Origin of the sequence: Streptomyces longhuiensis (genome assembly GCF_020616555.1) — a bacterium.
Classification (GTDB): Bacteria; Actinomycetota; Actinomycetes; order Streptomycetales; family Streptomycetaceae; genus Streptomyces; species Streptomyces longhuiensis.
Window position 1 is genome coordinate 2,217,045 of record NZ_CP085173.1, and the last position, 18,688, is coordinate 2,235,732.

The 18,688-nt window shown below is 71.5% G+C and carries 16 protein-coding genes; 1 reads left to right on the forward strand and 15 read right to left on the reverse strand.

All coding sequences use genetic code 11. The annotated features are described in order from the left end of the window. Positions 1–10 precede the first annotated feature (10 nt). The 11 genes from LGI35_RS10455 to fmt form a co-directional block, all read right to left on the reverse strand. Positions 11–1,729 carry a flavin monoamine oxidase family protein gene (locus LGI35_RS10455; RefSeq protein ID WP_227293617.1) on the reverse strand — a complete coding sequence of 573 codons (1,719 nt, stop codon included), beginning with the start codon at positions 1,727–1,729 and terminating at the stop codon, positions 11–13. Between the two features lie 59 nt (positions 1,730–1,788). Beyond that, positions 1,789–2,586 (reverse strand): carbon-nitrogen hydrolase family protein, encoded by a 798-nt coding sequence (locus tag LGI35_RS10460; protein ID WP_227293618.1) that lies wholly within the window; start codon positions 2,584–2,586, stop codon positions 1,789–1,791. 404 nt (positions 2,587–2,990) lie between these two features. After that, positions 2,991–3,443, reverse strand: coding sequence for an Lrp/AsnC family transcriptional regulator (locus LGI35_RS10465; protein ID WP_100597439.1), 453 nt, complete (start codon positions 3,441–3,443; stop codon positions 2,991–2,993). Positions 3,444–3,453: 10 nt separating this feature from the next. After that, positions 3,454–4,926: an amino acid permease gene (locus tag LGI35_RS10470; RefSeq protein WP_227293619.1), complete on the reverse strand. Its 1,473-nt coding sequence runs from the start codon at positions 4,924–4,926 to the stop codon at positions 3,454–3,456. Positions 4,927–5,286: 360 nt separating this feature from the next. Next, positions 5,287–6,729, reverse strand: coding sequence for a GuaB1 family IMP dehydrogenase-related protein (locus LGI35_RS10475; protein WP_227293620.1), 1,443 nt, complete (start codon positions 6,727–6,729; stop codon positions 5,287–5,289). Positions 6,730–6,838: 109 nt separating this feature from the next. Continuing rightward, entirely contained in the window at positions 6,839–7,195 is a 357-nt protein-coding gene (locus tag LGI35_RS10480; protein ID WP_227293621.1) for a barstar family protein, read from the reverse strand. Then, entirely contained in the window at positions 7,192–7,620 is a 429-nt protein-coding gene (locus tag LGI35_RS10485; protein ID WP_227293622.1) for a guanyl-specific ribonuclease, read from the reverse strand. The genes LGI35_RS10480 and LGI35_RS10485 overlap by 4 nt, the downstream gene beginning before the upstream one ends. Before the next feature lie 69 nt (positions 7,621–7,689). Then, complete coding sequence (locus tag LGI35_RS10490; RefSeq protein ID WP_227293623.1) at positions 7,690–8,733, reverse strand: sugar-binding transcriptional regulator; 1,044 nt, start codon at positions 8,731–8,733, stop codon at positions 7,690–7,692. 78 nt (positions 8,734–8,811) lie between these two features. Beyond that, positions 8,812–9,498: a ribulose-phosphate 3-epimerase gene (gene rpe, locus LGI35_RS10495; protein WP_227293624.1), complete on the reverse strand. Its 687-nt coding sequence runs from the start codon at positions 9,496–9,498 to the stop codon at positions 8,812–8,814. Positions 9,499–9,880: 382 nt separating this feature from the next. Further along, the gene (locus LGI35_RS10500; protein WP_227293625.1) at positions 9,881–11,338 is read right to left on the reverse strand and encodes an RsmB/NOP family class I SAM-dependent RNA methyltransferase; all 1,458 of its coding nucleotides are present in this window, start codon (positions 11,336–11,338) and stop codon (positions 9,881–9,883) included. Positions 11,339–11,372: 34 nt separating this feature from the next. Further along, positions 11,373–12,317, reverse strand: a complete 945-nt coding sequence (gene fmt / locus LGI35_RS10505) for a methionyl-tRNA formyltransferase (protein ID WP_227293626.1) — start codon at positions 12,315–12,317, stop codon at positions 11,373–11,375. Between the two features lie 260 nt (positions 12,318–12,577). On the opposite strand from fmt, the gene LGI35_RS10510 reads away from it, so the two are divergent. After that, a complete protein-coding gene (locus tag LGI35_RS10510; protein WP_227293627.1) occupies positions 12,578–13,117 on the forward strand; it encodes a hypothetical protein in 540 nt (179 codons plus the stop codon). A gap of 149 nt (positions 13,118–13,266) precedes the next feature. Here the strand turns inward: LGI35_RS10510 and LGI35_RS10515 are convergent, their stop codons facing one another. The 4 genes from LGI35_RS10515 to rpoZ form a co-directional block, all read right to left on the reverse strand. Then, a complete protein-coding gene (locus LGI35_RS10515; protein ID WP_227293628.1) occupies positions 13,267–15,417 on the reverse strand; it encodes a primosomal protein N' in 2,151 nt (716 codons plus the stop codon). A gap of 126 nt (positions 15,418–15,543) precedes the next feature. Next, a complete protein-coding gene (gene metK, locus LGI35_RS10520) occupies positions 15,544–16,752 on the reverse strand; it encodes a methionine adenosyltransferase (RefSeq protein ID WP_227293629.1) in 1,209 nt (402 codons plus the stop codon). 249 nt (positions 16,753–17,001) lie between these two features. Beyond that, positions 17,002–18,252 (reverse strand): bifunctional phosphopantothenoylcysteine decarboxylase/phosphopantothenate--cysteine ligase CoaBC, encoded by a 1,251-nt coding sequence (gene coaBC, locus LGI35_RS10525; RefSeq protein WP_227293630.1) that lies wholly within the window; start codon positions 18,250–18,252, stop codon positions 17,002–17,004. Between the two features lie 130 nt (positions 18,253–18,382). Continuing rightward, entirely contained in the window at positions 18,383–18,655 is a 273-nt protein-coding gene (gene rpoZ, locus LGI35_RS10530; RefSeq protein WP_005319902.1) for a DNA-directed RNA polymerase subunit omega, read from the reverse strand. Between the last annotated feature and the right edge of the window lie 33 nt (positions 18,656–18,688).

An 18,688-nucleotide genomic window follows, 5' to 3' on the forward strand; every position in this document is an offset into this window, starting at 1 on the left:
CGCACACCGATCAGTCCTCGGGCAGCTCGACCGGAGCGATCTCGTCGTACACGTCGCCGGGGCCGGGGTTGGTGCCGTCCGTCGCGCCGCCCAGCTGGTGCATGACGCCCCAGACCGCGTTGAGCGCGGTCTGCACGGCGCCCTCGGCCCAGCCGGCCGTCCAGGAGATGTCGTCGCCCGCGAGGAAGATGCCCCGCTTGTCCTCGGGGAGGCGGTCCTGCATGAAGTGCGTGAACAGGCGGCGCTGGTAGCGGTAGTGACCCGGCAGGTTCGCCTTGAACGCGCCCATGAAGTAGGGCTCGTTCTCCCAGGACACGGTCACCGGGTTGCCGATGATGTGCTTGCGGATGTCGACGTTCGGATAGATCTCACCGAGCGACTTGAGCATGACCTCCATGCGCTCGTTCGCCGACAGGGGCAGCCACTTCAGGCTGTCGTCGCACCAGGTGTACGACAGGCAGATGGTGGCCGGCTTGTCCGGGCCGTCGTCGAGCAGGTAGGTGCCGCGCGTCATGCGGTCGGTGAGCGTCATGGACATGGTGTCCCGGCCGGTCGGGTTTCCCCTGTCGTCGACGGCCTTGTCCAGCCAGAACGGCCGGTCCACGGGGACGAAGAGCTTCGAGCTCTCCATGTAGTGCGTGCGCTCGATCGCCGTCCAGTGGTCGATCGGGAAGAGCGAGTCGTCGCACGCGACCTTGGACAGCAGCATCCAGGACTGCGCGGTGAAGATCGCCGCCTGGTAGGTGCGGATGTCACCCGACGCGTCGGTGACCGTGATGTGGTTGCCCGCTGTGCGGTGCAGCCGGGTCACGGCCGGACGCGGCTTCCGGCTGTCGTGCAGCTCGGCGAGCGAGGTGCCGTACGCCCAGTGGACGATCTTCTCCGGCTCGCGCTCCCACAGGCGCAGCGGCAGCTGCTGGGAGCCGCCGACGATGCCGCGGTGGTGGTCGTCGGCCTCGGTGTAGACGACGCGCAGGATCTCCAGGATGGAGTTCGGGAAGTCGGTGTCCCAGCCGCCGGTGCCGAAGCCGACCTGGCCGAAGATCTCACGGTGCCGGAAGGACTTGAAGGACTCGGAGTCGCAGAGGAACCCGTAGAACGTCTGGTTGTCGAGCTTGTCGACGAGCTTCGACCAGATCTCGCGGATGCGCGGCACGTCGCGCTCACGCATCGCGCGGTTCATGTCGGAGAAGTCGGCGCCCTCTTCGAGGCAGGCGTTCCACGCGTTCATGACGTCGCGGTAGACCTGCGGCAGGTCGTCGACGGTGGTGGCGTAGTGGGACTCGCCCTTGAGGTCGACGACGGTCGACGGGGTCTCGGGGGCGAGCGGGTTGGGGAAGGGCCGCGTCTCCAGGCCGACCAGGTCGATGTAGTGCTGGAGCGCGGTCGACGACGGCGGGAAGCGCATCGCGCCCATCTCCGCGGTCAGCCCGGCGGCCTCGGCGGGGGTGCCCTCGAAGCCGACCGTGCGCAGCCGGCCGCCGATCTCGTCCGCCTCGTACACGACGGGCTTGAGGCCCATCTTCATCAGCTCGTACGCGGCGACGATGCCGGAGAGGCCACCGCCGATGACCGCGACCTCGGTGCCGTGCTCGGTCGCCGGTATCTGGCCGAGGCCCGCCGGGTGCGCGAGGAAGTCGTCGTACGCGTACGGGAAGTCCGGCCCGAACATCGTGATGGGGGGCTGCGCGTCGGTGTGCTGGACGGCGTTGGGCACCGTGGACGTCATGGGGTACGGACTCCTTGCGGGAACTGAGGTACTGAAGGTTCGGGGCGGCGGCGCGGGGCTCAGATCAGCGGCGTGTACAGACCGGGGCGGCGGTCGCTGAGGTACGGGTTGGCGTCGCGGGACGCGGCCAGGAAGGCGGGGTCCACATCGGCACAGATCAGCTCGTCACCGCGGCCGGCGCGCGCCCTGGCGACGCCGTCGGGCCCGGCGAGCGTGGATAGCCCGACGAACTCGAACTCCCCTTCCTGGCCGACCCGGTTGACGTACGCGACGTACATCTGGTTCTCGAAGGCCCGCACGGGCACGACGGACTCGGCGACGAACTGGTACGGGTGCATCTGGGCCGTCGGTACGAGCAGCAGGTCGGTGCCGGCGAGGGCGTGCGCGCGCACGTTCTCCGGGAACTCGACGTCGTAACAGATCATGAGGCCGATGCGGACACCGTCGAGCTCGGCCTGGACGACGGCCTGGTCGCCGGGCGTGAACGAGTCGCGCTCGAAGCAGCCGAAGAGGTGGGTCTTGCGGTAGTTCGCGAGGCGGGTGCCGTCGGGGGCGATCAGCTGGGCCGAGTTGAACACCAGCTCCCCGTCGCGCTCCGGGTAGCCGTAGGCCACGGCGACGCCGTGCCGGGCCGCGATCTCGACGATGGCCTGCGCGGAGGGTCCCTCGGCGGGCTCGGCGAGGCGGGCCACGTCGTCGCCGATCGCGTACCCGGTCAGGAACATCTCGGGGGCTGCCAGGAGCCGGGCTCCGGTCGCGGCGGCGCGGCCCGCGGCGTCATCGAGCACCTTGAGGTTCTCGGCGACGGACCCGGGGCGGCCGGAGCTCTGGAGCAGGGCGGTGCGCAGCGGCGGCATGGGCGTCCTAAGGAGCGTGCGAAGAAGGGGGAGGGGGATCGGATAAGACGGTACGTTTCCGCGCACCGGCGGGACAAGACGGGACTGTTGCGTCTTCTCGTACGATCCGTTGCGCCTCATGGGCCGTCGGCGACGATTTGTTGCGCGTCCGGGTGAGCTGTCGGTCGCAGTCCGTACGGGGTGGCCTCCGCCGTACGCGGAGGGGGAAGCCGACCGTGGTCCGACGTGCCGGGTGCGGACCCTGGGCCGCACCTGGCCGAGCCCCGACACGGAATAGACGAAGGTGCCGCGGAGCCTGGGCTCGGCGGCACCTTCTGGACGACACCTTCTGGACGGTCACAAAGAGGGCACGGGCGACTTCACGGAGCTGCCGTGGCGGGCCCGGCGCACCACGCGGTGAGGCGTTACGCGGGCGAGCCCGATGTGTAGCGCCGCATCAGCGGCGACAGGACGAGCACCGACTTGGTCCGCTCCACGAACGGCTCCCCCGCGATCCGTTCCAGGACCCGCTCGAAGTGCCGCATGTCCGAGGCGAAGACCTGGACGATCGCGTCCGCGTCACCGGTGACGGTGGAGGCGGACGCGACCTCGGGGTAGCGCTCCAGGCCGCGCTTGATGGCCTCGGGCGAGGTGTTGCGGCGGCAGTACATCTCGATGAACCCCTCGGTCTCCCAGCCGAGCGCGGCCGGGTCGACCCTGACCGTGAAGCCCGTGATGGCTCCGGTGGCCCGCAGCCGGTCCACGCGCCGTTTGACGGCGGGCGCGGACAGGCCCACGAGCTGGCCGATGTCGGCGTAGGAGCGGCGGGCATCCTCGGCGAGGGCGTGCACGATGCGTTCGTCGAGATCGTTCAGCAAGGCAGGTGGTTCACTTCTCTTGGGCAGGCGCGGAGGCGAGTCGGGAGCGACGGGCCCCGTAAAGGAAGTAGAACACGAGGCCGACGGCCATCCACACGCCGAAGACCACCCAGGTGACGGTGGACAGGCTGCCCATCATCCACACGCAGAACCCGAAGCCGAGCGCCGGCAGGATCGGCGAGAGCGGCACCCGGAAGGTGCGCGGCATGTCGGGACGCGTGCGGCGCAGGACCACGACCGCGATGTTGACCAGGGCGAACGCGAAGAGTGTGCCGATGCTGGTCGCGTCGGCGAGCTGGCCGAGCGGGATCGCGGCGGCGAGGATGCCGCAGAACAGCGAGACGATCACGGTGTTGGCGCGCGGCGCCCCCGTCTTGGGGTGGACCTTCGAGAACACCTTGGGCACGAGGCCGTCGCGGGACATCGCGAACAGGATGCGGGTCTGGCCGTAGAGCACGGTCAGGACGACGGACGCGATGGCGATGACGGCGCCGGCGGCGAGCAGCGTCGCCCAGAACGACTGCCCGGTGACGTCCTTCATGATCCCGGCGAGCGCGGCCTCGGAGTCGTTGAACTGCTTCCACGGCTTGGCGCCCACGGCGACGGCCGCGACGAGCACGTACAGCGCGGTGACGATGACGAGGGAGAGCATGATGGCGCGCGGCAGGTCGCGCTGCGCGTTCTTGGCCTCCTCGCCGGCCGTGGAGGCGGCGTCGAAACCGATGTACGAGAAGAAGAGCGTCGCGCCGGCCGCGCTGACTCCGGCCATGCCGAGCGGCATGAAGTGCTCGTAGTTGCCGGACTGGAAGCCCTTGATGCCGATGGCGCAGAACAGCAGCAGCGCCACGATCTTGACGACGACCATGATCGTGTTGGCGCGGGCGGACTCACGGGCGCCGCCGAGCAGGAACGCCATCGCGAGGAGGACGACGATCAGCGCCGGCAGGTTGAAAATGCCGCCGTCGCCGGGGGGCGCGGACAGGGCGTCGGGGATCGTGACGCCGATCGTGCCGTCCAGGAGCTCGTTCAGGTACTCGCCCCAGCCCACGGCGACCGCCGCGACCGAGACGCCGTACTCGAGGACCAGGCACCAGCCGCAGATCCAGGCGATCAGCTCACCCATCGTTGCGTACGCATACGAGTAGGAGGAGCCCGCGACCGGTATGGTCCCGGCCAGTTCGGCGTACGAGAGCGCCGAGAAGAGGGCCGTGAGTCCGGCGATCACGAACGACAGGGTGACCGCGGGGCCCGCCTTCGGGACGGCCTCGCCGAGCACCACGAAGATGCCGGTACCGAGCGTGGCGCCGATGCTGATCATGGTCAGCTGCCACATGCCGAGCGAGCGGCGCAGACTGCCACCTTCGCCCTGGCCACCCTCCGCGACCAGGACTTCCACCGGCTTGCGCCGCATCAGCCTGGCACCGAGGCCCGGGGTGAGGGTCTCGGTCGTTCGGGTGCGCGGTGGTGCGCCGTGGTCGAGCACGGGCTGGCTCCTTCATCGCTGCCGGTCAGGTGGGCGCGCGCCGGGAACGGCAAGCAGCGACAGCCCACACCAGACCGGGGACCGCCGAGCAGGCCATCCCCGCCACGCCACGTACAGCGCCTGACTCTAAAGGTTTTCTCTTCCCACCTGTAATGCAGCAACCTTGCGTATACGTGCATGAACGTTGCGTGGTGCGCACGAGTGCGGACGAACGTTGCGCGGTCCGTTTCGTCCGTTGCGTTCCGGCTCTCGGGAAACTTCCGGAAAAAGCGAAACCCCGCGTCCCGAAGGGACGCGGGGAACTGCGGGACCGGCCGCGCACCACCCGCAGGCAGCGAGCGGCCGGATCCTGCCGAGCGACTAGCTCCAGCTGGCGTGCAGCGGCTTGCCCTCCGCGTAACCGGCGGCGGACTGGATCCCCACGACGGCCTTCTCCTCGAACTCCGCGAGGGAGCTGGCCCCCGCGTAGGTGCAGGAGGAGCGCACGCCCGCGATGACCGAGTCGATCAGGTCCTCGACGCCCGGACGCTGCGGGTCGAGGAACATGCGCGAGGTGGAGATGCCCTCCTCGAACAGCGCCTTGCGGGCGCGGTCGTAGGCGGACTCGTCACTCGTGCGGTTCTTCACGGCACGCGCCGACGCCATGCCGAACGACTCCTTGTACGCACGCCCCTGGGCATCGTGCTGAAGGTCGCCCGGGGACTCGTACGTGCCCGCGAACCAGGAGCCGATCATGACGTTCGACGCGCCGGCGGCGAGCGCCATGGCGACGTCACGGGGGTGCCGGACACCGCCGTCGGCCCAGACGTGCTTGCCGTACTTCTTCGCCTCGGCGGCGCACTCCAGGACGGCGGAGAACTGCGGCCGGCCGACGCCGGTCATCATGCGCGTGGTGCACATGGCGCCGGGGCCCACGCCGACCTTGATGATGTCGGCGCCGGCCTCGATGAGGTCCTTGACGCCCTCGGCGGCGACGATGTTGCCCGCGACGATGGGCACCTGCGGGTCGAGGCCCCGGACGGCCTTGATCGCGGAGATCATCGACTCCTGGTGGCCGTGCGCGGTGTCGACCACGATGGTGTCGGCACCGGCGTCGAGGAGCTGCTTGGCCTTGCCGGCGACGTCGCCGTTGATGCCGACGGCGGCCGCGATGCGGAGCTTGCCGTTCGCGTCGGTGGCCGGGGTGTAGAGCGTCGCGCGCAGGGCGCCCGTGCGGGTCAGGATGCCCGCGAGGCGGCCGTCGGCGCCCACGGCGGGGGCGTAGCGGCGGTTGGCGTGGTCCAGCTTGTTGAAGGCGTCGCGCGGGTCGATGTCCGCGTCGAGCAGGAGCAGGTCCTTGGACATGACCTCGGACAGCTGCGTGAACCGGTCGACGCCGGTCAGGTCCGCGTCCGTGACGACGCCGACGGGCCGCTGCTCCTCGTCCACCACGACACCGGCGTTGTGTGCGCGCTTGTTCAGCAGGGCGAGCGCGTCGGCGACGGTCTGGTGCGGGACGAGGACGATGGGGGTGTCGAGGACCAGGTGGCGGGTCTTCACCCAGGAGATGACCTCGGTGACCACCTCGATCGGGATGTCCTGCGGGATGACGACGAGGCCCCCGCGGCGGGCGACGGTCTCGGCCATGCGGCGCCCGGCGATCGCGGTCATGTTGGCGACGACCAGCGGAATCGTGGTGCCGGTGCCGTCGGGGGACGCCAGGTCGACCGCCTGACGGGAACCCACGGCGCTGCGGCTCGGCACCATGAAGACGTCGTCGTAGGTCAGGTCGTACGCAGGCTGGATGTCGTTGAGGAAACGCACGTGCTGCTCATCCCAGTCGATCAGAGGTGGCCCCCGGGCAGGTCAGCCCGTGGGGGAAAAGCACGTACTTCAGTGTCCCATGCCGTCGCTACCACATGCCCACGGACGATTACACAGGCGGCTGGGAGGGGGTGTGGTCGGATCCTCCAAGGGTCAGTGCGATCACGAGCCTCGGATTCCGGCCACGCCTGCGGTCGACCGCGTCGGTGAACACGTCGAGCGCGGTCTCCCAGTCCTCGGGCCTGGCACTGGCGTAGGGCCGCCAGCCCACGACGGACAGGAGCAGCGCCTGCTCGCTGCCGTCGGGCCAGAAGGAGACATCGGTCAGGACGTCGAACAGCGCGTCCCAGTTGCGGCCGAACCAGTCCGGCAGCTCCAGGTCGCGCACGCACCGGTCCATGAACCCGGCCTTGTCCTTGACGCCTTCGAGGTCGAGGACGCGGATCCTGTCGGGACCTCCGGTCATCTCAGCACCGCCTTGAACGACTCGTAATGGTCATCGGTGTAGTACGTCTCGTGACTCCGCCCCATGACGATGCGCCGGGCGCCACGGTCCCGCTCGCCGGGCGTGGGGACGGTGTACTCGTGGTAGTAGCCGCGGCTCTGCCGGGGCAGCTCCCGCTCGAAGTTCCCGAAGACGGAACCGTCCTTGGTGTACGGGAACGGCCCGCCCTTGTCGATGACGGTCAGGGTCGTACGGGCCTCGGCGGGGAGCCCGGACTCGGGGACCGTGGACATGCCCCGCGCCCAGGCGGGTGTGGAGCGGCCCGGGACGGCCGGTGTGTCCTGTCGCGTGTCCTGGGCGGAGCACCCGGTGACCAGCAGGGCGAGGGCGACGAGCAGCGCCCCCAGCACGAGAGTGGGGAGGCGGGTGAGTTGCCGCGGCAGCATGCCGCCGATGCTGCCACAGCCGCCCCCGGTGAGCGCGGTACGCGACGCGGGTACCGCGCCCGACGGGGCCTAGGCCCCGTCGGGGTCCGCGCGGTTCAGCGCCGGCTTCGGTGTGGGGCCCGCGGTGAGGAGGAAGTCCGCGGCGGCCGTGTCCGTGACCAGGCTGGTGACGAGCCCCGACCTCAGCACCGCGTCGATCGCGGCGGCCTTGCGCTGACCGCCCGCGATGGCGACGACCTCCGGTATCCGCCGCAGGCGGTCCGCCTCGACCGTGATGCACCGCTCGCCCAGGTCACGGCCGACCCGCCGGCCCTCGGCGTCGAAGAGGTGCGCGGACATCTCGGCGGCGACGCCGAGCGAGGCGTAGTGGGCCCGCTCCTCGTCGCTGAGCATGTCGTGGACGGTGGAGATGCCCGGCTCCCAGGAGCCGATGGAGACGCAGGCGACCGTGACCTTGTCGAAGTACTCGAAGGCGCGGGCGATGCCCGTCTGGCTGCGCAGCGCGGCCGCGGTGGCCGGGTCGGGCAGGAGCATCGGCGCGTAGATCGGGTGGGCCTCGCCGCCGGAGACCTGGGCGGCGCGCCGCACGGCCTCGACGGAGCCGCGCTCGGCGGTCCCGGCGTCGTACACGCCTGTGAGCTGCACGACCGTGCAGGGCGGCAGCCGGTCGAGCGCGGCCGCCATGTGAATGGTCGAGCGGCCCCATGCCAGGCCGAGCACATCGCCCTCGGAGACCAGCTCGCCCAGGAGGTCGGCCGCGACCTCTCCGAGGTTCTCGGGGTCGGGCGACTCCTCGGCCTCGGCCGGGGACTCGACCACCACGGCGTGCCGCAGGCCGTAGCGGGCGCGCAGCGCGTCGGAGCGCTCCGCGTCGAGCTCGGCCGGTACGCGGATCTCGATGCGTACGAGATCCCGTTCGAGCGCGGTCTCCAGGACCCTGGCCACCTTGAAGCGGCTCACGCCGAACTCCTCGGCGATCTGGATCTTGGATTTGCCCTCGAGATAGAAGCGGCGGGCCATGGCCGCCGCCTGCACCAGCTCCGCGGGTCCCATCCGCATCGCTGAGCGACCCGGCGACAGTGCCGACACGGCGATCTCCTCACTGCTGTTCACAACCTGGACTCGCCGTTCATCCTTGCAGATGTGGCGGACTTGATCTGCCCTGATGGGCGGCGTTCACGTTCCCGTGGCTCAGTGGCCGCATGCCCAGGCCGCGGCGGCCGACACCGTCTCCGCCTGCGTGCGCAGTGCACGTACCGCCTGGGCGGGGTCGGCGGCGCCGTAGACGGCGGAACCTGCGACGAAGACGTCGGCGCCCGCCTCCGCGCAGCGCTCGATGGTGGAGGCCGAGACACCGCCGTCGACCTGGAGCCAGAGTTCGAGGCCGTGCTTGCTGATCAGCTCACGGGTGCGGCGGATCTTCGGCAGCATGATGTCCAGGAAGGCCTGCCCGCCGAAGCCCGGCTCGACCGTCATGATCAGCAGCATGTCGAGCTCGGGGAGCAGGTCCTCGTACGGCTCGATGGGGGTCGCCGGCTTGAGCGCCATGGAGGCACGTGCGCCCTTGGCGCGGATCTCGCGGGCCAGCCGGATGGGGGCGGCCGCAGCCTCCGCGTGGAAGGTGACGGACCCGGCGCCCGCCTCGACGTACTGCGGCGCCCAGCGATCGGCGTCCTCGATCATCAGATGGCAGTCCAGCGGGATGTCCGTGGCCCGCGTCAGGGACTCCACGATCGGCACCCCGAGGGTCAGGTTCGGGACGAAGTGGTTGTCCATGACGTCGACATGGAGCCAGTCGGCGCCCTCGACGGCCTTTGCCTCCTCGGCAAGGCGGGCGAAGTCCGCGGACAGGATGCTGGGGTTGATCTGCACGGCCATGACCCAAGACTGCCATGCCCGGCGCCGGTTGCTCCCCCCGGTCCAGACCTGTCTCGCTCCCCGGATGCCGCGCCCTGGCCCCCGTGCCATGCTGAGCGCCCCGCGGGACAGCGCCGTGCGGGCAGCCGGAGGACCGCCATGGCGGACGTGCCGAAGGCGGACCGAGGTCGCTCGGCGGCCCGGCCGGTCTGCCGACGGCGCTCCAAGTGGCTGCGCTCCCACGGGATCAGCGGGCCCCGGACCAGCAGCCCGAGACTCGGCGTGGCCGGTCCCGGCAGCGGCGCGGGCCACGCAGACGCGTCCACCGGCGCCCACCCCCGCAAGGACCGCCGACCCCGGCACCTGACGGCGCGCGGGACCGACGGTCGGCCGTGCGTCGGTGTCAGGCGGTGCGTCGGATCAGCGCCAGATACATCGCGTCCGTGCCGTGCAGATGCGGCCAGAGCTGGATGTCGGGGCCGTCCCCGAGCGCCGGTACGCCGGGCAGCAGCGGGCGCGCGTCGATGAGTTCGGCACCGGGGTGGTGCTTCATGACGTCGTCCACGACGGCGCGGGTCTCGGCGAGGTGCGGCGAGCAGGTTGCGTAGCCGACGACGCCTCCCACCCGTACGGAGTCGAGGGCGGTGGTCAGGAGCGAGCGCTGGAGCGGCGCGAAGCCCTCCAGGTCCTCGGGGCGCCGCCGCCAGCGCGCCTCGGGCCTGCGGCGCAGCGCACCGAGACCGGTGCACGGCACGTCCATGAGGACGCGGTCGAACGTACCGGGACCCCACGGCGGGCGGGTGCCGTCGGCCGCGATGACCTGGTACGGGCCCGGGTTCCCCGCGAGCGCGTTCGCCACGAGGCGGGCCCGGTGGGGCTGCTTCTCGGCGGCGAGCAGGGCCGCACCCCGCTCGGAGGCGAGCCCGGCGAGCATGGCCGCCTTGCCGCCGGGTCCGGCGCAGCCGTCGAGCCACTTCTCGTCCCGGCCCTCCAGGGGCGCGTTCGCGAGGGCGATCGCCACGAGCTGGCTGCCCTCGTCCTGGACACCGGCCCGGCCGGTCCGCACGGGGTCGAGCGAGCCGGGCTCACCGCCCTCGGTGAGCCGCACGGCGTACGGCGACCAGCGCCCCGGCAGGGCCGACTCCTCGCCGACCTCGTCCAGGACGACGTCCGCGGTCGTCCGGCCCGGCCGCGCCACGAGCGTGACCTCGGGCCGCTCGTTGTCGGCCTCCAGCAGGTCCTCGATGCCCGCACGGCCACCGCCCAGCGAATCCCACAGCGCCGACACGATCCATCGCGGATGCGAATGCACCACCGCGAGATGGTCCTCGGCGTCCTCGTCGTACGGGGGCGCGACCTTCTCCACCCACCCGTCGAGGTCGTCCTGCGCGACCTTGCGGAGTACGGCGTTCACGAACTTGGCGCGCCCGTCGCCCAGCACGACCCGCGCCAGTTCCACGGAGGCCGACACGGCGGCGTGCGTGGGGATCCGCGTGCCGAGCAGCTGGTGGACGCCCATGTTCAGCACGTCGAGAACCGGCGGGTCGACCTCCCGCAGCGGCCGGTCGATACAGGCGGCGACGATCGCGTCGTACGTGCCCTGCCGACGCAGCGTCCCGTACACCAGCTCCGTGGCGAGCGCCGCGTCACGGGCGTCGAAGTCGCCCTTCTCGCGGGCCTTGCGCAGCAGCGGCGGGAGCACGAGGTTCGCATACGCATCGCGCTCGTCCACGGCCCGCAGCGCCTCGAAGGCGAGGTAGCGGACCGGGTCCTTCTGCGGGCGGCGGTACGGCTTTCCCTGCTTCCCGGGGGTGCCGGGCTTACCTGACTTCTGGGGACGCCGGCCGGGCTGGTCGTTCAAAGGTGCTCCGCTGCTGGTATCGGCTCGAACCCATTCAGCCTACGTCGGTCCCGCCCAGGCGCTCGCCCGGGGCGATCCGCACCCCGCGTGCCCAGTCGGCCGCGGCCATCGGCTTCTTGCCCTGGGCCTGCACCCACAGCAGCTCCACCGCGTACGAGCCGGTCCCCACGTACAGGTTCTTCTTGCCGACGGCGAGCTCACCGGGCGCGAGATCGGTGCGGGCCGGGACGGGGACGGCCTGGATGAGCTTGAGGCGCTCGTCCCGGAAGACGGTCCAGGCACCGGGCGCGGGCGTGCAGCCGCGGACGACGCGGTCGACGCGCAGGGCGGGCGCCGCCCAGTCGACGTGTGCGTTCTCGACGGTGATCTTCGGCGCGACCGTGATGCCGTCGGCGGGCTGCGGCAGGGCCTTCAGGGAGCCGTCCTCGATGCCGTCCATGGTCGCGGAGAGCAGTCCGGCGCCCGCGAACGCCAGCCGGGTGAGCAGGTCGCCGCTCGTGTCAGTGGGCCGCACCATCTCCGTCACCGTCCCGTAGATCGGCCCGGAGTCGAGCCCCTCCTCGATCAGGAACGTGGACGCACCGGTGATCTCGTCGCCGGCCATGATCGCGTGCTGCACGGGGGCGGCGCCGCGCCAGGCGGGCAGCAACGAGAAGTGCAGGTTGACCCAGCCGCGCGCGGGGACGTCGAGGGCGACCTTCGGCAGCAGCGCGCCGTAGGCGACGACCGGGCAGCAGTCGGGCGCGATCTCGCGCAGCCGGGCCAGGAACGCCTCGTCGCGCGGCTTCACGGGCTTGAGGACCTCGATCCCCGCCTCCTCCGCGCGCTCGGCGACCGGACTGGCGACGAGCCTGCGACCGCGGCCCGCGGGAGCGTCCGGCCGGGTGACGACCGCGGCGACCTCGTGACGGTCGGAGGCGATCAGGGCGTCCAGAGCGGGAACGGCGACCTCGGGGGTGCCTGCGAAGACGAGCTTCATAGGTGTCTTTCGGCCTCTCGGGGCAGGGAGTTGACGGGCAGCACACCAGTCTATGGCCGTTCCACGGGCCGATTCCCTCGGATATTCGGGGCCGCCCGCCCCTGGGGGCGTACGCATCGACGCGCGCCCTGCGCATATGCGCATACGCCCCTCCAGCGTGACCCCTCACCAACTGGCGCGTTGGTCAAGGAAGAGTTGACCAACCAAGGGCCACAGATGCGGCCCGATCCGTTTCAACGCCGGTTTCGAGAGGCTTGTTCATGGCCGACCACGCAACCCACGACGCCCAGGCACGGGCCAGCCTGCACCTCCTGGTACGGGACATCGAGCGGGTCCGCCGGCAGGTGGACGCACTGCGCACCCTCACCGCCCAGCTCGGCAACGTCTACCGCCCGCGCCGCTCCGGCCCCTCCGCGGGCTTCGTCGTCTACGGGCGCGCTCCCGCCCCGACCGTCCGCCTGGCCCAGGAGCTGCGCGACAGCGTCGAGACGCTGGTGACCGCCGCCGTCGACTTCGACCGCTCGCTGGGCTTCTCGTGGGACGCCGTGGGCTCCGCGCTCGGGGTGACCAAGCAGGCCGTACACCGCCGGTACGGGGCCCGCAGGGCCGCGGCGCAGGCTGCGGCCGAGGCCGAGCGCGCCACGGAGACGGTGGGGACACGGCCCCCCGTTCCCATCGGCACGGCGACGATCCCGTCCGTCCCTGCCGCCCGCTCCATGCCCACGCAGCCCACAGCGGGCAGCCAGGCGCTCCGCGAGGACCCCCGCCCGACGGCCTTCCCCGGCCCTCGCAACGGCTGACCTCACTCACTGCCTCCCCGCGTGACAAGTGCGGGGAGGCGGAGGCATGTTGGGGGTGCGCGCAATGTGTTGCTTCGGGGCAGCACCATCCGGGCCAGGCCGATGCCACCGGCCCTCCGAGCGCGCCACCCCGCACCGCGCACACCACGTCAGCCGATGTCCGGCGGATCCACCCGCACCCGCACCGGCTCCGTGCCGCCGCGGGCCATCCGGGCCGCCTGCGCGTGCTTCAGCGCCGACGCGAGTGCCGCGCCACTGCCGGGCGGGACCCTGACCAGGATGCGCTCCCAGTGCTCCCCCGGCGGCGGGGCCCCGGGGCGGCGTGACGGTCCCGGCGGCGTGTCCGGCACCGGGACAGGGCCCAACACCTCGGCGTCACCCGGCAGTTCCACCGCCGCCAGGAACCCGGCGAGCGCCTCGGGCGCGCCCGAGACCGCCGCCATCCTCGACACCGGCGGGAAGCCGAGCTCGGCCCGCTCGGAGAGCTCCCGCACGGCGTGCCCCACCGGGTCCCACCGCACCAGCGCCTGCACGGGCCGCAGCGTCGGCTCGGCCACGATCACCACCGTGCCGCCCGCCCCCTGCGGTCTGACCAGCGAGGCCGCCGCGACCCAGCGCCGCAGCGCGTCCTCCCCCGCCCGCAGATCGGGGCGACCCAGCATCGCCCAGCCGTCGAGCAACAGCGCGGCCGCGTACCCGCCTTCGGCCACCGGCTCCGCGCCCGGCGTACTCACCACCAGGGCCGGCGCCCCCGGCACCGTGTCGAGGACCTGCTCCCGCCCGGACGTGCGCACCGGCACCGCCGGAAACGCCCGCCCCAGCTCCTCCGCCGTCCTGCGCGCCCCGACGACCTGCGCCCGCAGCCGGAACCCGCCGCACTCCTGGCAGTGCCAGGCACTCTCCTCCTGGCCGCACCAGCCGCACTTCAGGCTGGACGTCCCCTCACTCGCCTCCAGCGGCCCGGCGCAGTGGCGGCATCGCGCGGGCTCGCGGCACCGCTCGCACGCGAGCCGCGGTACATAGCCGCGCCGCGGCACCTGCACCAGAACCGGCCCGCTCTTCAGCCCTTCCCGCACCACCTGCCACGCGAGCGAGGGCAGCCGCGCGGCCCGCGCCGCCTCGTCGCGCGCGAGATCCCCGTCCCCCACCGTCCGTACGAGGGGCGCGGCGCCCCGCACCTGCTCACGCCCCGCGACGAGGGGTGCGGCCCAACCGCTCTCGACGAGCTGCGCGGCCTCGACCGTGCAGCTCCAACTCCCCAGCAGAAAAGCACACTTGTCGTGCGCGGCCCGCAACAGCAGCACATCGCGCGCATGCGGCTGCGGCGCATGCGGCTCCGCGTGGCTGGAGTCCCCGTCGTCCCAGATGACGACGAGCCCCAGATCCCGCACGGGGGCGAACATCGCGGCCCGGGTGCCCACGACCGCCCGTACCGACCCGCGCCGCACCCCGAGCCACTCGCGGTACCGCTTCTCGGGACCCGCGTCGGCGGTCAGCACGGCATGCCGTCCCTCGCCGAGTACGGCGCCGAGCGCGGCGTCGACCCGCGCGACCACCCGACCGTCGGGCACGACGACCAGGGCCCCGCGCCCGGAGGAGAGGGTCGCGGCGACGGCGCGCGCCACTTCGTCGGCCCACTCAGGTCCGGGCAACGCGGTCCACACGGCCCGTGGCGCGCCGCCCGACGCGAGAGCCTCCAGGAATCCCGGCCCGCGCTCGTACCGCCGCCAGCTGCCCGCGTCCGGCGCCGGCGGAGGCGGGAGCGGCTCGGGCGACGGCTTCTTCTCCGCGCGAGCGTTCCGCGGCGGGACGGCCAGCTGGAGCACGTCGGCGAGGCTTCCCGCGTACCGGTCGGCGACGGCGCGGGTGAGACCGAGCAGCTCCTCCCCGAGCACGGGCTCGGGCGACACGACCTGTGCGAGGGCGGCGAGCGGACCCTGGTACTCGGACGCGGCGACCCGCTCGACGACGAACCCGTCGATCAGACCGCCCCCCTCGCGGCGCCCGTCCCGCACGGAGTGCTTCCCGGCGCCGAACCGCACGCGCACCCGCACCCCCGGCTGCGCGTCGGCGTCGAGCTCCTCGGGCACCGCGTAGTCGAAGTACCGGTCGAGATGCAGCACACCCTTGTCCACGAGCACCCGCGCCACGGGCAGCTCCTTGGCGAGGGCGGCCCCCCGCCACGTACGCGGCTTGGCCCGCGGCACCTTGGCCTGCCGCACGGTCTCCCGAATCAGCGCAAGCTGCTCGGGCGGCGCACCCTCACCGCCGCCGTCGCCCTGCCCGTTCTCGCTGCTCACAGCCAAATTCCTACCAGACCGCACTGACAGCGGCCGCCGCGATGGGGGCGGAGACGCGCGACGGCCCCGGACCGAACCGGTCCGGGGCCGTTCACATACAGGCGTCGTCCGCCGTACAGGTCCCGCTCAGATACCCGCGGCCTTGCGCAGCGCGTCCACGCGGTCCGTGCGCTCCCACGTGAAGTCGGGGAGCTCGCGGCCGAAGTGACCGTACGCGGCGGTCTGCGAGTAGATCGGACGGAGCAGGTCGAGGTCGCGGATGATCGCGGCCGGGCGGAGGTCGAAGACCTCGGTGATCGCCTGCTCGATCTTGTCCGTGTCCACCGCGGCCGTGCCGAACGTCTCGACGAAGAGGCCCACCGGCTCGGCCTTGCCGATCGCGTACGCGACCTGAACCTCGCAGCGGGTGGCCAGGCCGGCCGCGACGACGTTCTTGGCGACCCAGCGCATCGCGTAGGCGGCCGAGCGGTCGACCTTGGACGGGTCCTTGCCCGAGAAGGCGCCGCCACCGTGGCGGGCCATGCCGCCGTACGTGTCGATGATGATCTTGCGGCCGGTCAGGCCGGCGTCGCCCATCGGGCCGCCGATCTCGAAGCGGCCGGTGGGGTTCACCAGCAGGCGGTAGCCCTCGGTGTCCAGCTTGATGCCGTCCTCGATGAGCTGGTTCAGGACGTGCTCCACGACGAACTCGCGGATGTCGGGGGCGAGCAGGGACTCGAGGTCGATGTCCGACGCGTGCTGGGAGGAGACCACGACCGTGTCGAGGCGGACGGCCTTGTCGCCGTCGTACTCGATGGTGACCTGGGTCTTGCCGTCGGGGCGCAGGTACGGGATCGTCCCGTTCTTGCGGACCTCGGACAGGCGCCGCGAGAGGCGGTGCGCGAGGTGGATCGGGAGCGGCATCAGCTCGGGCGTCTCGTCGCACGCGTAGCCGAACATCAGGCCCTGGTCGCCCGCGCCCTGCTTGTCGAGCTCGTCCTCGTCACCCTCGACACGCGACTCGTAGGCCGTGTCGACGCCCTGGGCGATGTCGGGGGACTGCGAGCCGATGGACACCGACACGCCGCAGGAGGCGCCGTCGAAGCCCTTCTTCGAGGAGTCGTAACCGATCTCGAGGATCTTCTCGCGCACGAGCTGCGCGATCGGCGCGTACGCCTTGGTCGTGACCTCACCGGCGACGTGCACGAGGCCCGTGGTGATGAGCGTCTCCACGGCGACCCGGGAGGTCGGGTCCTCCCGCAGAAGTGCATCGAGAATGGTGTCGCTGATCTGGTCAGCGATCTTGTCGGGGTGACCCTCGGTCACGGACTCCGAGGTGAACAGGCGACGGGACACAACGCTCCCTGTGGTTGCAGCGGCTGCTGGCTGATCATTTGCGGACGGCCGGGAGCTGCGCCCGGCGTCGTCCGTGACCAGTTTATCGGTCACTCTCGGCCGTCGGACCACGCGTCTCGCCACTTGGGAGCGCTGTGACCAGCGGCACTGCATTCTGCGGTACGACAATCGCTCTTAGGAAGAGGCGAACCTGACCGAATTCTACGGGTTTCTCGCCATTCGCAACCTCCGCTGGAGCGAACGTGGCATTCACTCGCCGTCGTAGATCCGCTCCTGGGCCCGCGCGTCACCGACGGGCAGCAGCCGGACGACCTCGTCCCAGATCGTGTCGGAGAGCACTTCCTTCGGGCCGTACGGGACCGGGGTCTCGCTGCCGTCCGCGCCGAGCAGGACAGCCTCGTTCTCTTCGGATCCGAAGGTCTTGCGCTCCCCCACCTCGTTGACGACGAGCAGGTCACAGCCCTTACGGGCCAGCTTCTTACGGCCGTTGGCAAGGACGTCGTCCGTCTCGGCGGCGAAGCCGACGACGATCTGCCCGGGGCGCGGCCGGTCCGCCGAGAGTTCGGCGAGGATGTCCGGATTACGGACCAGGACGATGGGTTCCGGCTCCTGCCCGTCCTTCTTCTTGATCTTTCCTGTGGCGTACGTCTCGGGGCGGAAGTCGGCCACCGCGGCCGCCATGACCACCACGTCCGCCTCCGGCGCCGCCTCGAGGACGGCCTCGCGCAGCTGTACGGCCGTACCCACATGGACGACGTCGACGCCGGCCGGGTCGGGCAGCGCCGCGTTCGCCGCCAGGAGGGTGACGCGGGCGCCGCGGGCGACCGCCGTGCGCGCGAGGGCGTACCCCTGCTTGCCCGAGGAGCGGTTGCCGAGGAAGCGGACCGGATCGAGCGGCTCGCGGGTGCCGCCGGCGCTGATGACGACATGGCGTCCGGAGAGGTCCTGGACGGTCGCCTGATCGCCGCGCGCGAGGACCCGGCGTACGAATTCGAAGATCTCCACCGGGTCGGGGAAGCGGCCCTTGCCCGTGTCGACGCCGGTGAGGCGGCCGACGGCGGGCTCGATGACGAGGGCGCCGCGGCGGCGGAGCGTGGCCACGTTCTCCCGCGTCGCCGGGTGCTCCCACATCTCCGTGTGCATGGCGGGGGCGAAGACGACCGGACAGCGGGCGGTCAGGAGCGTGTTCGTGAGGAGGTCGTCGGCCAGGCCGTGCGCGGCCTTGGCGAGCATGTCGGCGGTGGCGGGCGCGACGATCACGAGGTCGGCGTGCTGCCCGATACGGACGTGCGGGACCTCGTGGACGGACTCCCACACCTCGGTCGAGACAGGGTTGCCGGACAGCGCCGACCAGGTCGACTCGCCCACGAAGTGCAGGGCGGACTCCGTCGGCACGACGCGTACGTCGTGTCCCGACTCGGTCAGCCGGCGCAGGAGTTCGCACGCCTTGTAGGCGGCGATTCCGCCACTGACCCCCAGAACGACCTTGGGCTTGTCCACCGTCCGTGCCTCCCCGCACTCGGATTCCCGCACTCGGGAACGACGACTCCCCTCGGAGACGTACGACTCCATGACACACCACAGGCCCGACAGTCGCGCTGCCGGGCCTGTGGTGAAGAAAACTGACTGATTACTGAGCCGGACCCTCGATGGCCTCGGACGTCAGCAGCCCCGCGTTGATCTCGCGGAGCGCGATCGAGAGCGGCTTCTCGTGGACGTGGGTGTCCACCAGCGGGCCGACGTACTCGAGCAGGCCCTCACCGAGCTGCGAGTAGTACGCGTTGATCTGGCGCGCGCGCTTGGCGGCGTAGATCACGAGGCTGTACTTCGAGTCGGTCGCCTCGAGCAGCTCATCAATCGGCGGGTTGATGATGCCCTCGGGCGCGGTAATGGAAGAGGACACTCTCTGCCTTCCGATGGGATTGAAGATCACATG

What these genes read in the sequence shown, in the direction of transcription:
- rpe (WP_227293624.1), bottom strand. Translation starts at nt 9,498, where the DNA reads ATGGCCGTGCAGATCAACCCCAGCATCCTGTCCGCGGACTTCGCCCGC.
- LGI35_RS10460 (WP_227293618.1), bottom strand. Translation starts at nt 2,586, where the DNA reads ATGCCGCCGCTGCGCACCGCCCTGCTCCAGAGCTCCGGCCGCCCCGGG.
- LGI35_RS10510 (WP_227293627.1), top strand. Translation starts at nt 12,578, where the DNA reads ATGGCCGACCACGCAACCCACGACGCCCAGGCACGGGCCAGCCTGCAC.
- LGI35_RS10455 (WP_227293617.1), bottom strand. Translation starts at nt 1,729, where the DNA reads ATGACGTCCACGGTGCCCAACGCCGTCCAGCACACCGACGCGCAGCCC.
- fmt (WP_227293626.1), bottom strand. Translation starts at nt 12,317, where the DNA reads ATGAAGCTCGTCTTCGCAGGCACCCCCGAGGTCGCCGTTCCCGCTCTG.
- LGI35_RS10485 (WP_227293622.1), bottom strand. Translation starts at nt 7,620, where the DNA reads ATGCTGCCGCGGCAACTCACCCGCCTCCCCACTCTCGTGCTGGGGGCG.
- LGI35_RS10480 (WP_227293621.1), bottom strand. Translation starts at nt 7,195, where the DNA reads ATGACCGGAGGTCCCGACAGGATCCGCGTCCTCGACCTCGAAGGCGTC.